Source organism: Mycolicibacterium grossiae (assembly GCF_008329645.1).
Taxonomy (GTDB): Bacteria; Actinomycetota; Actinomycetes; order Mycobacteriales; family Mycobacteriaceae; genus Mycobacterium; species Mycobacterium grossiae.
The window spans coordinates 289246-302410 of sequence record NZ_CP043474.1 but is presented as its reverse complement, the minus strand read 5'-3'; the positions used below and the strand labels follow the sequence as shown (position 1 = coordinate 302410).

General features: G+C 71.5%; 16 protein-coding genes. 11 read left to right on the top strand and 5 right to left on the bottom strand.

All coding sequences use genetic code 11. The annotated features are described in order from the left end of the window. Positions 1 to 3: 3 nt before the first annotated feature. Positions 4 to 1131 carry a citrate synthase 2 gene (locus FZ046_RS01525; RefSeq protein WP_070353478.1) on the bottom strand — a complete coding sequence of 376 codons (1128 nt, stop codon included), beginning with the start codon at positions 1129 to 1131 and terminating at the stop codon, positions 4 to 6. Positions 1132 to 1224: 93 nt separating this feature from the next. Here FZ046_RS01525 and pdxH point away from each other — a divergent pair, with 93 nt between their 5' ends. The 7 genes from pdxH (at position 1225) to FZ046_RS01490 (ending at position 7850) form a co-directional block, all read left to right on the top strand. Next, complete coding sequence (pdxH, locus tag FZ046_RS01520; RefSeq protein ID WP_070353479.1) at positions 1225 to 1908, top strand: pyridoxamine 5'-phosphate oxidase; 684 nt, start codon at positions 1225 to 1227, stop codon at positions 1906 to 1908. A 3-nt stretch (positions 1909 to 1911) separates the two neighbouring features. Further along, entirely contained in the window at positions 1912 to 3180 is a 1269-nt protein-coding gene (locus FZ046_RS01515) for an MFS transporter (protein ID WP_070353480.1), read from the top strand. Positions 3181 to 3214: 34 nt separating this feature from the next. After that, the gene (locus FZ046_RS01510) at positions 3215 to 3877 is read left to right on the top strand and encodes a TetR/AcrR family transcriptional regulator (protein WP_070353481.1); all 663 of its coding nucleotides are present in this window, start codon (positions 3215 to 3217) and stop codon (positions 3875 to 3877) included. Next, positions 3870 to 4556 carry a TetR/AcrR family transcriptional regulator gene (locus FZ046_RS27605; RefSeq protein WP_070353482.1) on the top strand — a complete coding sequence of 229 codons (687 nt, stop codon included), beginning with the start codon at positions 3870 to 3872 and terminating at the stop codon, positions 4554 to 4556. The genes FZ046_RS01510 and FZ046_RS27605 overlap by 8 nt, the downstream gene beginning before the upstream one ends. A 60-nt stretch (positions 4557 to 4616) precedes the next feature. Continuing rightward, complete coding sequence (locus tag FZ046_RS01500; protein ID WP_083298249.1) at positions 4617 to 5918, top strand: citrate synthase; 1302 nt, start codon at positions 4617 to 4619, stop codon at positions 5916 to 5918. 89 nt (positions 5919 to 6007) lie between these two features. Next, entirely contained in the window at positions 6008 to 7438 is a 1431-nt protein-coding gene (locus tag FZ046_RS01495) for an MFS transporter (protein ID WP_070353483.1), read from the top strand. After that, positions 7425 to 7850, top strand: coding sequence for a MarR family winged helix-turn-helix transcriptional regulator (locus FZ046_RS01490; protein WP_099045924.1), 426 nt, complete (start codon positions 7425 to 7427; stop codon positions 7848 to 7850). Before FZ046_RS01495 ends, FZ046_RS01490 begins: the two co-directional genes overlap by 14 nt. On the opposite strand, the gene FZ046_RS01485 is transcribed toward FZ046_RS01490, so the two are convergent. Together FZ046_RS01485 and FZ046_RS01480 are read right to left on the bottom strand one after the other, a co-directional pair. Continuing rightward, positions 7847 to 9400: a phytoene desaturase family protein gene (locus FZ046_RS01485; protein ID WP_083298258.1), complete on the bottom strand. Its 1554-nt coding sequence runs from the start codon at positions 9398 to 9400 to the stop codon at positions 7847 to 7849. The two genes, FZ046_RS01490 and FZ046_RS01485, sit on opposite strands and share 4 nt — an antisense overlap. Beyond that, positions 9397 to 9645: a DUF2630 family protein gene (locus FZ046_RS01480; protein WP_070353485.1), complete on the bottom strand. Its 249-nt coding sequence runs from the start codon at positions 9643 to 9645 to the stop codon at positions 9397 to 9399. The genes FZ046_RS01485 and FZ046_RS01480 overlap by 4 nt, the downstream gene beginning before the upstream one ends. Before the next feature lie 30 nt (positions 9646 to 9675). Between FZ046_RS01480 and FZ046_RS01475 the strand changes: the two genes are divergently transcribed. Genes FZ046_RS01475 through arfC form a run of 4 tightly spaced genes read left to right on the top strand, consistent with a single transcriptional unit; the run spans position 9676 to position 10973 of the window. After that, positions 9676 to 10044 carry an FKBP-type peptidyl-prolyl cis-trans isomerase gene (locus FZ046_RS01475; protein ID WP_070353486.1) on the top strand — a complete coding sequence of 123 codons (369 nt, stop codon included), beginning with the start codon at positions 9676 to 9678 and terminating at the stop codon, positions 10042 to 10044. 3 nt (positions 10045 to 10047) lie between these two features. Then, positions 10048 to 10641 carry a channel-forming protein ArfA/OmpATb gene (gene arfA, locus FZ046_RS01470; RefSeq protein WP_070353487.1) on the top strand — a complete coding sequence of 198 codons (594 nt, stop codon included), beginning with the start codon at positions 10048 to 10050 and terminating at the stop codon, positions 10639 to 10641. 9 nt (positions 10642 to 10650) lie between these two features. Next, a complete protein-coding gene (gene arfB / locus FZ046_RS27215; protein WP_099045925.1) occupies positions 10651 to 10803 on the top strand; it encodes a channel accessory protein ArfB in 153 nt (50 codons plus the stop codon). Continuing rightward, positions 10800 to 10973 (top strand): channel accessory protein ArfC, encoded by a 174-nt coding sequence (arfC, locus tag FZ046_RS27210; RefSeq protein WP_170292379.1) that lies wholly within the window; start codon positions 10800 to 10802, stop codon positions 10971 to 10973. The genes arfB and arfC overlap by 4 nt, the downstream gene beginning before the upstream one ends. Here arfC and FZ046_RS01465 read toward each other — a convergent pair. After that, positions 10970 to 12304 (bottom strand): sensor histidine kinase, encoded by a 1335-nt coding sequence (locus FZ046_RS01465; protein WP_070353488.1) that lies wholly within the window; start codon positions 12302 to 12304, stop codon positions 10970 to 10972. The genes arfC and FZ046_RS01465 overlap by 4 nt on opposite strands. Positions 12305 to 12308: 4 nt before the next feature. After that, a complete protein-coding gene (locus FZ046_RS01460) occupies positions 12309 to 13007 on the bottom strand; it encodes a response regulator transcription factor (protein WP_070353529.1) in 699 nt (232 codons plus the stop codon). Positions 13008 to 13165 lie beyond the last annotated feature (158 nt).

Below are 13165 nucleotides of genomic sequence, written 5' to 3'. Positions count from 1 at the left end.
GCGTCACTCCGCGGCGACGGCGTCCCAGCCGGGCACCTCGGTGACGCTGCGCGGGCCCGGGCCGACGTAGAGCGCCGCGGGGCGCACCAGCTTGCCGAGCCGCTTCTGCTCGAGGATGTGCGCGCACCAGCCGGCGGTGCGGCCGCAGGTGAACATGGCGGGCATCATCGTCGGCGGCACGCCGGCGAAGTCGAGGATCACCGCCGCCCAGAATTCGACGTTGGTCTCGATCGCCCGGTCCGGCCGGCGTTCGCGGAGTTCGGCCAGCGCGGCCTCCTCGAGTGCACGGGCCACCTCGTAGCGCGGTGCGCCCAGCCGCTCGGCGGTCGCGCGGAGCACGCGCGCGCGGGGATCCTCGGCGCGGTACACCCGGTGCCCGAATCCCATCAGCTTGTCCTTGCGGTCGAGGATCCCCGTGACCACCGCGCGTGCGTCGCCGGTGTCCTCGGCCTCGGTGATCATCGGCAGCACGCGGGCGGGCGCGCCGCCGTGCAGCGGTCCGCTCATGGCGCCGACGGCGCCGGACAGTGCCGCCGCGACGTCGGCGCCGGTCGACGCGATCACCCGGGCGGTGAACGTCGAGGCATTCATGCCGTGTTCGGCGGCGGTCACCCAGTAGGCGTCGATCGCCTCGACGTGCCGCGGGTCCGGGTCGCCCTTCCAGCGGGTCATGAAGCGCGCCGTCACCGAGGCCTGCGCGTCGATGGTGCGCTGCGGCACCGCCGGCTGGTGGATGCCGCGGGCGGACTGGGCCACGTACGACAGCGCCATCACCGAGGCGCGGGCCAGGTGCTCGCGGGCAGTCGCGTCGTCGATGTCGAGCAGCGGCCCGTATCCCCAGATCGGGGCGAGCATCGCCAGGCCGGCCTGCACGTCGACGCGCACGTCGCCGCTGTGGATCGGCAGCGGGAACGGCTCGGCGGGCCGCAGGGCGTTGCCGAACTCACCGTCGACCAGCAGCGCCCACACGTCGCCGAAGGTGACGCGGCGCTCGACGAGTTCGGTGACGTCGACGCCGCGGTAGCGCAGCGCGCCGCCGTCCTTGTCCGGTTCGGCGATCTCGGTGTGGAAGGCGACGACGCCCTCCAGGCCCGCCACGAAACCCTCTGCCGCGGCGGACGCGTCGGCCATGCCACTCATGCGCGAATTCTCGCACCCGCGACCGGGCCCCGTGCTACCGGCCGGTAGGCGTGTGCGGGGCTTCGCGGCGTAGCGTCTCGTGGCATGGCCGATCCCCAGCAGGACCACCTGGTGCGCATGCGCGTCGAGTACGGCTCGGTGGAGAAGGACGGCAGCGCGGACCTCGACGCCGACTGGCTCGGCCCGGACGTCCGTACCGGCTGGACGACGTTGCTGCGCACGTGGATCGGCGATGCCGAGGCGGCCGGGCTGGCCGAACCGAACGCCATGATCGTCGGGACCGTCGACGCCGCCCGGCGGCCCGTCACGCGCACCGTGCTGTGCAAGGGCGTCGAGTCCACGGGCATCGTCTTCTACACCAACTACGAGTCCGCCAAGGGCAGGCAGCTCGCCGACACCCCGTACGCGTCGGCGACGTTCGCGTGGTTCGGACTCGGCCGCCAGGTGCACGTCCGCGGCGCGGTCGCCAAGGTCAGCCCGGAGACGACCGCTGCGTACTGGGCGCACCGGCCGCGCGGCTCCCAACTCGGCGCGTGGGCGTCCGCGCAGTCGCGGCCCGTCGCCTCCCGGGAGGCGTTGCGCCAGCAGCTCGCCGAGGTCACCGAACGCTTCGCCGACGACGCCGAGGTCCCGGTCCCGCCGCACTGGGGCGGGTACCTCATCACGCCCGACGAGGTCGAGTTCTGGCAGGGCCGGGAGAACCGGGTGCACAACCGGATCCTGGTGCACCTCGGCGCCGACGCCCGCGTCGAACGGCTTCAGCCGTGACCGGTGGCTAGCCTCTTCGCCGACACCACGCCGCTGCGCAACGCCGACTTCGCGCGCCTGTGGTGGGCCGGCATTCCCACGGTGATCGGCGCGGGGCTGACGCTGTTCGCGGTGCCGGTTCAGCTGTACGCCATCACGCAGAATTCGGCCTACGTCGGACTGGCCGGCGTCTTCGCCCTGGTGCCGCTGGTGGTGTTCGGGCTGTGGGGCGGCGCGCTGGCCGACGCGATGGACCGGCGGCTGCTGCTCGTCATCGCCTCCTGCGGCCTCGCCGTCGCCTCGGTGCTGCTGTGGGTGCAGGCCGCCCTGGGCCTGAACAACGTGTGGCTGGTGCTCTGCCTGCTCGCCTTCCAGCAGGCCTTCTACGCCGTCAACTCGCCGACGCGGGCGGCGGCGATCCCGCGCATCCTGCCCGGCGAGCAGCTGCCCGCCGCCAACGCGCTGAACATGACCGTGACGCAGTTCGGGTCGATCGTCGGCCCGCTGCTGGCCGGCGTGCTGCTGCGGTGGGTCGACCTGTCGACGCTGTACCTCATCGACGCGGCCACGTGCCTGCTGCCGATATGGGCGACGCTGCGGCTGCGGCCCATCCCCGCGTCGTCGGCCGAACGCGGGTCGGCGCGCTGGGGTCTCGGCGCGGTGCTCGAGGGCTTCCGCTACCTGGCCGGCAACACCGTGGTGCTGATGTCGTTCGTCGTCGACCTGATCGCGATGATCTTCGGGATGCCGCGGGCGCTGTTCCCGCAACTCGCTCACCAGAGCTTCGGCGGTCCGGTCGACGGCGGCACGACGATGGCGCTGCTGGCCGCCGCGATGTCGATCGGCGCGGTCGCCGGCGGAGTGTTCTCCGGCTGGCTGCCGCGCGTGCGCCGTCAGGGTCTCGCCGTCGTGGTGGCGATCGTGGTGTGGGGCGCCGCGATGGTCGGCTTCGGTCTGGCGTGCGGCGGGGCGGGCGGCCATGCGGGCGCGCTGCTGTGGGTGGCGCTGGCGTTCCTCGCGGTGGGCGGCGCGGCGGACATGGTGTCCTCGGCGTTCCGCAACACGATCCTGCAGCAGGCGGCGTCCGACGAACTCCGTGGCCGCCTGCAGGGCGTCTTCATCGTCGTCGTCGCGGGCGGACCGCGCGTGGCCGACGCGCTGCACGGGGTGGCGGCCGCAGCGGTGGGCACCACGATCGCGGCGGCGGGCGGCGGCGGACTGGTGGTGGTGGGCGTGCTACTGGCGGCCGCCGCGGTGCCCGCGTTCGTCCGCTACCGGGTCGCCGCGACTTAAGCTTTTCTCATCATCCGCAGTTAGCATCACGCGCGTGGCTGATGCACCGGAGGACACCGTCCCCGGCCTGCGCGAGCGCAAGAAGCTGCGCACGCGCGCCACACTGATCGACGCGGCGATGGACCTGTGTCTGAAGCACGGGTACGAGGCGACGACGGTCGAGCAGATCGCCGCGGCCGCCGACGTCTCGCCGCGGACGTTCAGCCGGTACTTCGCCACCAAGGACGCCGTCTTCCTCACCCTCATCGAGGACTACTCGCACGAGGTGGCCCTCGAACTCGAGACGGTGCCGGCGGAATGCGGTCCGCTGGAGGCGATGCGGCAGGCGCACGTCGCCGTCCTCGAGCGGGTGGCCACCCGCCAGATCGGCCGCCTCACCACCGACCGGGTCGTCCTGATGCTGCGCATCATCAACGCCTCCGACGCACTGAAGCAGGCCGCGTTCGAGTACCGGCACGACCTGACCGAGGTGGCCATCGCCAAGCGGATGGGCGTCGACGTCGACGACCGGCGGCGCCGGTTGGTCAGTTCGGTGTTCGCGTCGATCATCGTCACCGCGTGTGGCGACCTGATCGCCGACACCGACACCATCCGGCTCGGTCCGGGCGTGATGATCGAGCGGCTGAACGACGCGTTCGGCCAGGTGGCGCTCGTCACCGCCGATCTGCCGCGGCCGACGGCGGCCTCTCGTGTCTGAGGTCCTCGTCGACGGTCTGCGGGAGCGCAAGAAGCGCCGCACCCGCGCCGCGCTGATCGACGCCGCCGCCGACCTCTGCCTGCGCAAGGGATACGACAACACCACCGTCGAGCAGATCGCCGCAGCCGCCGACGTCGCGCCGCGCACCTTCAGCCGGTACTTCCCCAACAAGGAATCGGTGGTCGCCGCGGTCACCGACGACCTCGACGAGCTGATCGCGGTCGCATTGGACCGGCTGCCCACCGACATCACCGAATACGAGGCGCTGCTGGCCGCCTCGGTGGAGGTGCTCGGCGGCCGCACCGGGTCGGGGACGCCCGGGTTCCGGCGCCTGGCGGTGCTGATCGAGATCATCAACGGCTCGTCGTCGTTCCGCGCCTCGGCGCTCGGCCTGCGGCACGACGTCGCCGAGGGCGCGACGATGCGGGTGATGGCGCGGCGGATGGGCGTGCCGGTGGGGGACCGGGCCGTGACGCTGGTGACCGACGTGTGGGCGCTGCTGTTCACCGACTCCTTCGTCGGCCTCGGCCGGCCCGGCCACCCGCCGATCGACCCGCGGGTGGTGTGCGAGCGGCTGACCGCCACGGTCGCGCTGTTCCGCCGGACCTGGACGCCGGCTGCGACGGTGGACGTGTCGTCGGGCACAACCGAACCCCACACGCGCGCCGCCGAGGACTAGCGACTACTTTCATCTATGACGTACACCTAGATCCGGTCGTCGATCGCAGAAGGGGTTCACGTGCCCGAACAGTCCAAGTCCGACCAGGTAGCCACGCTCCACTACCCGGGGGGCGAGATCGACCTCGACGTCGTGTCGGCGACCGAGGGGTCCGACGGCATCGCGCTGGGCTCGCTGCTCGCGAAGACCGGATACACCACGTTCGACGGCGGCTTCGTCAACACCGCCTCCACCAAGAGCGCCATCACCTACATCGACGGCGACGCGGGCATCCTGCGCTACCGCGGGTACCCGATCGAGCAGCTGGCCGAGAAGTCGACCTTCATCGAGGTCAGCTACCTGCTCATCTACGGTGAGCTGCCGACCGCCGAGCAGCTGCAGAAGTTCACCACCCAGATTCAGCGGCACACGCTGCTGCACGAGGACCTCAAGCGGTTCTTCGACGGCTTCCCGCGCAACGCGCACCCGATGCCGGTGCTCTCCAGTGCGGTCAACGCGCTGAGCGCCTACTACCAGGATTCGCTGGAGCCCAACGACTCCGAGCAGGTGGAGCTGTCCACCATCCGCCTGCTGGCCAAGATGCCGACCATCGCGGCGTACGCGTACAAGAAGTCGGTCGGCCAGCCGTTCCTCTACCCGGACAACTCACTGACCCTGGTGGAGAACTTCCTGCGGATGACGTTCGGCTTCCCGGCCGAGCCCTACGAGGTGGATCCCGAGATCGTCCGCGCCCTCGACATGCTGCTGATCCTGCACGCCGACCACGAGCAGAACTGCTCGACGTCGACGGTGCGCCTCGTCGGCAGCTCGCAGGCCAACCTGTTCACGTCGATCTCCGGCGGCATCAACGCGCTGTGGGGCCCGCTGCACGGCGGCGCCAACCAGGCGGTGCTGGAGATGCTGGAGAAGATCCGCGCCGGCGACGACGACGTGGCCACCTTCGTCAAGAAGGTCAAGAACAAGGAAGACGGCGTCAAGCTGATGGGCTTCGGCCATCGGGTCTACAAGAACTACGACCCGCGGGCGCGCATCGTCAAGGAGCAGGCCGACAAGATCCTCAGCAAGCTCGGCGGCGACGACGACCTGCTCGACATCGCCAAGGAACTCGAGGAGATCGCCCTCACCGACGACTTCTTCATCGAGCGCAAGCTGTACCCGAACGTCGACTACTACACCGGCGTCATCTACCGGGCCATGGGCTTCCCGACCCGCATGTTCACCGTGCTGTTCGCGCTCGGCCGGCTCCCCGGCTGGATCGCGCACTGGCGGGAGATGAACGGCGAGCCGAGCAAGATCGGCCGCCCGCGCCAGATCTACACCGGCTACACCGAGCGGGACTACGCCGACCTCGGCGCGCGCTGACCCGAGATCCACTGCGAGCAACGTCACCGAAAGGTCGTTTGCTTCGGTAAAGGTTGTAGTTTCACAATGGTTGGGTGAACACAGCCGGAATGAGCACGCGCCGCAAGGCGATCATCCTCGTCTCCTGCTGCCTGAGCCTGCTCATCGTCTCGATGGACGCCACCATCGTGAACGTCGCGATTCCCGCGATCCGCGCCGACCTCGATGCGTCGGCGTCGCAGCTGCAGTGGGTCATCGACGTGTACACCCTGGTGCTCGCGTCGCTGCTGATGCTCGCCGGTGCCACCGGTGACCGGCTGGGCCGCCGCCGCGTCTTCCAGATCGGTCTCACCGTCTTCGCCTTCGGCTCGCTGCTGTGCAGCCTCGCGCCGAACGTCGAACTGCTCATCGCGGCCCGCTTCGTCCAGGCCATCGGCGGCTCGATGATGAATCCCGTTGCGCTGAGCATCATCTCGCAGATCTTCACCGGCCGCGTCGAGCGGGCACGGGCGCTCGGGGTGTGGGGCGCAGTGGTCGGCATCGCGATGGCGCTCGGTCCGACGGTGGGCGGCCTGCTCATCGAGTACGTGAGCTGGCGCTCGGTGTTCTGGATCAACCTGCCCATCTGCGCCGCGGCGATCGCGCTCACCGCGATCTTCGTGCCGGAGACCAAGTCGTCGACCATGCGGACGCTCGATCCAGTCGGGCAGGGCCTGGCCGTCCTGTTCCTCTTCGGCATCGTGTTCGCCCTCATCGAGGGGCCCGGGCTGGGCTGGACGAACCCGGCGGTCATCGGCATCGCCGTCGCGGCGCTGGCGGCGCTGGCGGCCTTCCTGCGCTGGGAGTCGCGCCGCCGCGACCCGTTCATCGACCTGCGCTTCTTCCGCAGCATCCCGTTCGCCGCGGCCACCGTGACCGCCATCAGCGCGTTCGCCGCGTGGGGTGCCTTCCTGTTCATGATGTCGCTCTACCTGCAGGCCGAGCGGCACTACTCGGCCATGCAGACCGGCCTCATCTACCTGCCCATCGCCATCGGCGCGCTGCTGTTCTCGCCGCTGTCCGGCCGGCTCGTCGGCCGCTACGGCGCGCGGCCGTCCCTGGTGACCGCGGGCATCTTCATCACGGCTGCCTCGGTGCTGCTGACGTTCCTCACCGCCACCACGCCGGTGTGGCAGCTCGTCGTGCTGTTCACGGTGTTCGGCGTGGGCTTCTCGATGGTCAACGCGCCCATCACGAACGCCGCGGTGAGCGGCATGCCGCTCGACCGCGCCGGTGCCGCGTCGGCCGTGACGTCGACGAGCCGGCAGGTCGGCGTCAGCATCGGCGTCGCGCTGTGCGGGTCGGTGACGGGGTCGGCGCTCAACCGGATCGGCGCGGACTTCGCCGCGGCGGCGCGCCCGCTGTGGTTCGTCTGCGTGGGCCTCGGCATCGTCATCACGGTGCTCGCGTTCGCGTCCACGTCGCCCCGCGCGCAGCGCTCCGCCGAGCGCCTGGTGCCGCTGATCGAGGGGACCGGCCCGGTGGGGGCTGTCCGTGTCTGACCTCGCCGACGACGTCTGGCGCACCATGGCCGCGGTGGTCTTCGAGCACCGCGACGGGTGGCGGCGCGACGTCGTCGAGCAGTCCGGACTGCCGTTCAGCCGCATCCGGGTGCTGCGCCGGTTGGCGCGCCGTCCGATGTCGCCCAAGGAGATCGCCGAGGCGGCCACCATGGACGCGCCCGCCACGACCGTCGCCATCAACGACCTCGAGCACCGCGGCTTGGTGGTCCGCACGGCGGCGCCGTCGGACCGGCGCTGCAAGCTGGTGTCGCTGACCGACGCGGGCCGCGCGGCCGTCGCGCACATCGAGACGCTGCGCGACCCGGCACCCCCGGTGTTCGATGCGCTCGACGACGCCGACCTGCGCGCGCTGCGCGACGTGCTGGCCAAGCTCACCGCGGGCGGAAGCTAGCGCTCCAGGACCGCCATCGCGGCGTTGTGCCCGCCGATCCCCGATACCGCTCCGCCGCGTCGGGAACCCGACCCGCACAGCAGGATTCGGTCGTGTCCGGTCGCCACGCCCCAGCGCCGCGCCGGGGTGTCGAGCGGGTCGTCGTCGGCGAACGGCCAGGACAGGCCGCCGTGGAAGATGTGCCCGGCCGTCATGGCCAGCGCATCCTGCAGGTCGGCGGTGGTCTTGGTCTCGATGCAGGGCTCGCCGTGCGCGTCGGTCATGACGACGTCGGTGATCGGTTCGGCCAGCACGGAATTCAGCGACGCCAGCACGGCATCGGTGAGCGCCGCGCGGGCGGCGTCCGTGCCGAGTGAGGTCACCAGCCGGTGCGGCGCGTGCAGCCCGAACACCGTGAGCGTGTGGGCACCGGCGCGGCGCAAATCCTCCGACAGGATCGACGGGTCGGCGAGTGAGTGGCAGTAGATCTCGCACGGCAGCGGCCGGGGTACTTGGCCGGCCGCGGCCGCGTCGTGGGCCGAATCCAGTTGCGAGAGCATCTCGTTGACGTGGAAGGTGCCGCCGAAGGCCTGCTCCGGGGTCACCGCGTCGTCGCGCAGCCGGGGCAGTCGGCGCAGCATCAGGTTGACCTTGACCTGGGAACCATCCGCCGCGTCCGGCGCGGGCTCGCCCAGCAGGCCGGCCAGCACGGTCGGGGTGACGTTGGCCAGCACCACGTCGCCGTGCACGCGGTGTTCTCCGTCGGCGGTGCGGTAGCTCACCTCACCGTCGCCGGTGACGGCGTACACGTCGGCGCCCGTGACGATCTCGGCGCCGAAGCCGGTCGCCGCGGCGGCCAGCGCACCGGTCACCGCGCCCATCCCGCCGATCGGGACGTCCCAGTCGCCGGTGCCGCCGCCGATCAGGTGGTACAGGAAGCACACGTTCTGGGCGAGCGCCGGATCGTCGGTACGGGCGAACGTGCCGATCAGCGCATCGGTGGCCATGACGCCGCGCACCAGGTCGTCGTCCACGGCCGCGGAGATCGCCGCACCGATCGGCCGCTCGGTCATCGCCTCCCACGTCGCGACGGCCCCGGCGTCGCCGCCGTCGACCGCCAGCGCGCGGGCCTCGTCGCGGGTGCGCAGCGGCTCCAGCAGGGTCGGCCACAACCGTGCGCTGATCGCGCCGCAGCGCCGGTAGAAGTCCGCGAACCCCGCCGCGTCGACCGGCATGCCGGAGAACGTGCCGTCCGCGGAGACCAGCAGGCCGGTGCGGCCGCCGTCGGCGGGGTTCGGGGTGTACGACGAGTAGCGGCGCTTCGTCAGCCGCACCGGTGCGCCGAGGTCGTCGAGGATCTGCCGCGGCAACAGGCTCACCAGGTAGGAGTAGCGCGACAGCCGCGCGTCGACGCCGTCGAAGGCGCGTGCCGACACCGCCGCCCCGCCCACGTGGTCGAGGCGTTCCAGCACGCGCACCCGCCGGCCGGCGCGGGCGAGGTAGGCGGCGGCCACCAGACCGTTGTGACCGCCGCCGACGACGACGGCGTCGAACCGGTCGTCGGTGGTCAGTTCAAGTAGCCTTCGACCTGATCGGTCGGCCGGGCGCTGGCCTGGTCGGGATCCTGGCCGCTGTCGCGCAGCGCGCGACGCTGCCGCAGCAGGTCCCAGCACTGGTCGAGCTGCGCCTCGACGGACCGCAGTCGCTGGTGCTCCTCGGTTTCGTCGATGTCGTGGTGCTGCAGCTTGGCGCGCAGGTCGCGCTCCTCGGCGACCAGCTCGTCGACCCGGCTCAGAATGTCACGGTCCTTGTCCATGCCCTCAGTCTGCCCGACTACGGTGAGGGCGTGGCGAGCGACCAGAAACCCGAGATCGAATTCCCCGACGGCCCCGCGCCGACCGAGCTGCAGATCACCGACGTCGTCGTCGGCGAGGGCGCCGAGGCGGTGCCCGGTGGCAACGTCGAGGTGCACTACGTCGGCGTCGAGTACGACACCGGCGAGGAGTTCGACAGCTCCTGGAACCGCGGCGCCTCGATCGAGTTCCCGCTGCGCGGCCTGATCGCGGGCTGGCAGGACGGCATCCCCGGCATGCGCGTCGGCGGCCGCCGCAAGCTCGTCATCCCGCCCGAGCAGGCCTACGGTCCGGCAGGGTCCGGTCACCGCCTGTCCGGCAAGACGCTGATCTTCGTCATCGATCTGCTCGGCGTGCGCTGACGCGTGGCCGGGCCACCCCAGGACCGTGCCGTCGCCGAGTGGCGACCCGCGTCGCGGTTCTACCGCCGGCGGCCGGGCATCGGTTGGGTGGCGGCGCTGATCGCGGTGCCGCTGCTGCTGGCCGGCATCGACCGGGCGACCACGGACGTCGAGACGGCGCCACCGGTTAGGGCGCCTGCGTCGAGTGCGGCGCCCGCGTCGCCTAGCGCGTCCCCGTCGCCGACGAGCAGTGCGCCGGCCAAGCCGCTGGGCCGCTTCTCGATCGTGCGGGCCGGCACCGGCTACACGCTCGCCGGCGAGATGCCCGACGCGGCGGAGAAGTCGTCGCTGATCTCGTCGCTCGGGCTGATCATGCCGGGGGCGTCGCTCACCGACCAGCTGACCGTGAACCCGGCGGTGCGGGGACCGGACTTCGCCGCGCTCGGCGGGGTGTTCAGCACCATCCCCGACGTCGACGACTTCAGCCTGCGCTTCGACGGCACCACCCTGACGCTGACGGGGACGACTCGGGACGCCAAGGCGCGCGACGCCGCGGGCGAATCCGCCGCCGCGGCGTGGCCGAACACGCGGCTGGTCAACGACATTCGGGTCGGTTAGGGAGGCGCCGTGGACGTCGTGCTGCAGTGGTTCTGGTATCTGCTGGCGTACCTGCTCGGTGCGCTGGCGGCGTGGCTGGCCGTCCGCGCGGTCGTCGTGCACACCAGCGTCGAGGAGGCGCTCGAGAGCATGCCCGGCGCGCGGGAGGTGGGCGGGCCGTGAACGTCTGGCTGCTGGTGCTGTCCTTCGTGCTGGGCGCCGGGGTGACGACGGTCGCGCTACTGGGTCGCGTGCGCCGCGAGGTGCCGGTGTACGAGGAGCGCAAGAGCGCGGGCGCCCAGATGCTCGACGACGCGGTGCCGCCGCGCCCGGACGAGCCGACCGAGCGCTAGGACGGTCCGGGCAGCCGCAGCAGCAGCCGGGCGCCGCCCAGCGGACTGGACTCCAGTGTCGCGGTGCCGCCGTGCAATTCGGCCTGCTGCGCCACCAGGGCGAGCCCGAGCCCGGAACCGGAATGCGAGGCCGTCGAGCCTCGGGAGAACCGGTCGAACACCACCGTGCGTTCGGCCTCGGGGACGCCGACGCCGTCGTCGTCGACGGCGATCTCGACGCCGTCGCGCGAACTGACCGCCGACAGCTGCACCCGCGTCGCGCCGCCGTGCTTGACGGCGTTGGCGATCGCGTTGTCGACCGCCAGCCGCAGGCCCACCGGCAGGCCGACGATGATCACCGTCGGTGCGGGTACCAGCGAGACGTCGAGGTCGGGATAGACCCGCATCGCGTCGTGCGCGGCGCGGTCGAGCAGTTCGGTGATGTCGACGGGGACGTGGTCGTCGGCCGTCGAGAGCTGGCCCTGGGCGAGGCGCTCCAACGCGGCGAGCGTCGCCTCGATGCGCGACTGCGTGCGCACGACGTCGTGCAGCACCTCCTTGCGCTGCTCCTCGGGCATGTCGAGCGTCGCCAGCACTTCGAGATTGGTCCGCATCGCCGTCAGCGGTGTCCGCAGCTCGTGCGACGACACCGCGGCGAAGTCGCGCGCCGACGCCAGCGCGGACTTCGTGCGGTCCTGCTCCTCCCAGATGCGCTGCACCAGGCCGTTGACGGCCTCGCCGATCTCGACGGCCTCGGTCGCGCCGCGGACCTCGACCTCGGGGGCGTCGCCGCCCACGTCGATCGCGCGGGTCTGCTGGGCGAGGCGCTTGAGCGGCCGCACGGCGAACGCCGCGAGCAGCCAGCCGGCCACCGCCGCGGCGCCGATCGCGAACGAGCAGATGATGATCACCCGTCGGTGCAGGTTGTTGGTGTCGGCGATCGTCGCGTCGTAGGTGGCGCCGACGGCCACCGACATCGGTTCGGGCACCCGGATTTCGACGGTCCGTACCCGGTACCGCACGCCGTCGACGTCGGTGTCCTCGTAGCCGGGTTGGAGCTGAGGCAGCACCACCGTCTTGTTCGACGTCACGTCCCCGGCGCTGCGGACGGTGATGACGGCGTCCTGGTCGCTCGGGGAGCGGGGGATCTCGTCGAGGCCGCGTGGCAGGAACGGGATGGCGAATCCCGCGGCCTCGTCGAGCCGGCGGTCGAGGCGCTCCTTGCGGTCGTTGGTGATGCCGATCCACACGATCGTGCCGACGATGCCGACCACGATGGCGGCGGCGATCGCCGTCGCGAACGCGACGCGGGTCCGTAGCGACGGGGTGCGCCGGAAGACCCTGGTCAACACGTGCTTACTGCTGTCTCAAGACGAAGCCCACGCCGCGGACGGTGTGCAGCAGTCGCGGCGCGCCGTTGGCCTCGAGCTTGCGGCGCAGGTAGCCGATGAACACGTCTACGACGTTGGTGTCGGCCGCGAAGTCGTAGCCCCATACCAGCTCGAGGAGCTGCGCGCGGGACAGCACGGCGGTCTTGTGCTCGGCGAGCACCGCCAACAGGTCGAACTCGCGTTTGGTCAGGTCGACGTCGGTGCCGTTGACGCGGGCGCGGCGGCCGGGGATGTCGACCTCGAGCGGCCCTACCGTGATGGTCTCCGAGGAGAACGTGGCGGTCGCACCGCGGCGGCGCAGCAGCGCCTTGACCCGGGCCACCAGCTCCGCCAGCACGAACGGCTTCACCAGGTAGTCGTCGGCCCCGGCCTCCAGGCCCGCCACCCGGTCGTCGACCGAGCTGCGGGCGCTGAGCACGCACACCGGCACGTCGTTGTCCATGGCGCGCAGGGCGGTGACGACGCTGACGCCGTCGAGCACCGGCATGTTGATGTCGAGGACGATGGCGTCGGGGCGGGTCTCGGTGGCGCTGCGTAGTGCCTCGGCGCCGTCGACGGCGGTGAACACCTCGAAGCCGGACAGCCGCAGCCCGCGCTCCAGCGACGCCAGCACGTCGGGATCGTCGTCGACCACCAGCAACCGGGGAGCTGCTCCGCTGTCCATGGCGTTCATCTTGCCCGATGGCCCCGGTCGGGTGGGGGAGGCTGGGAGGTCGCCGTGCGCCCGGGATCGTCATCGACCCGATACGTCGGCGGGTCTTGAAATCGGCCCCGGCGGGGTAGTCCGGAGGGTCGAGCGGTGGGGCCGGAAATGACTGGACC

Excerpts from the sequence above, each read along its gene's own strand:
- pdxH (WP_070353479.1), top strand. The coding sequence starts at position 1,225 with ATGGCCGATCCCCAGCAGGACCACCTGGTGCGCATGCGCGTCGAGTAC.
- FZ046_RS01525 (WP_070353478.1), bottom strand. The coding sequence starts at position 1,131 with ATGGCCGACGCGTCCGCCGCGGCAGAGGGTTTCGTGGCGGGCCTGGAG.
- FZ046_RS01495 (WP_070353483.1), top strand. The coding sequence starts at position 6,008 with ATGAGCACGCGCCGCAAGGCGATCATCCTCGTCTCCTGCTGCCTGAGC.
- FZ046_RS01480 (WP_070353485.1), bottom strand. The coding sequence starts at position 9,645 with ATGGACAAGGACCGTGACATTCTGAGCCGGGTCGACGAGCTGGTCGCC.
- FZ046_RS01460 (WP_070353529.1), bottom strand. The coding sequence starts at position 13,007 with ATGGACAGCGGAGCAGCTCCCCGGTTGCTGGTGGTCGACGACGATCCC.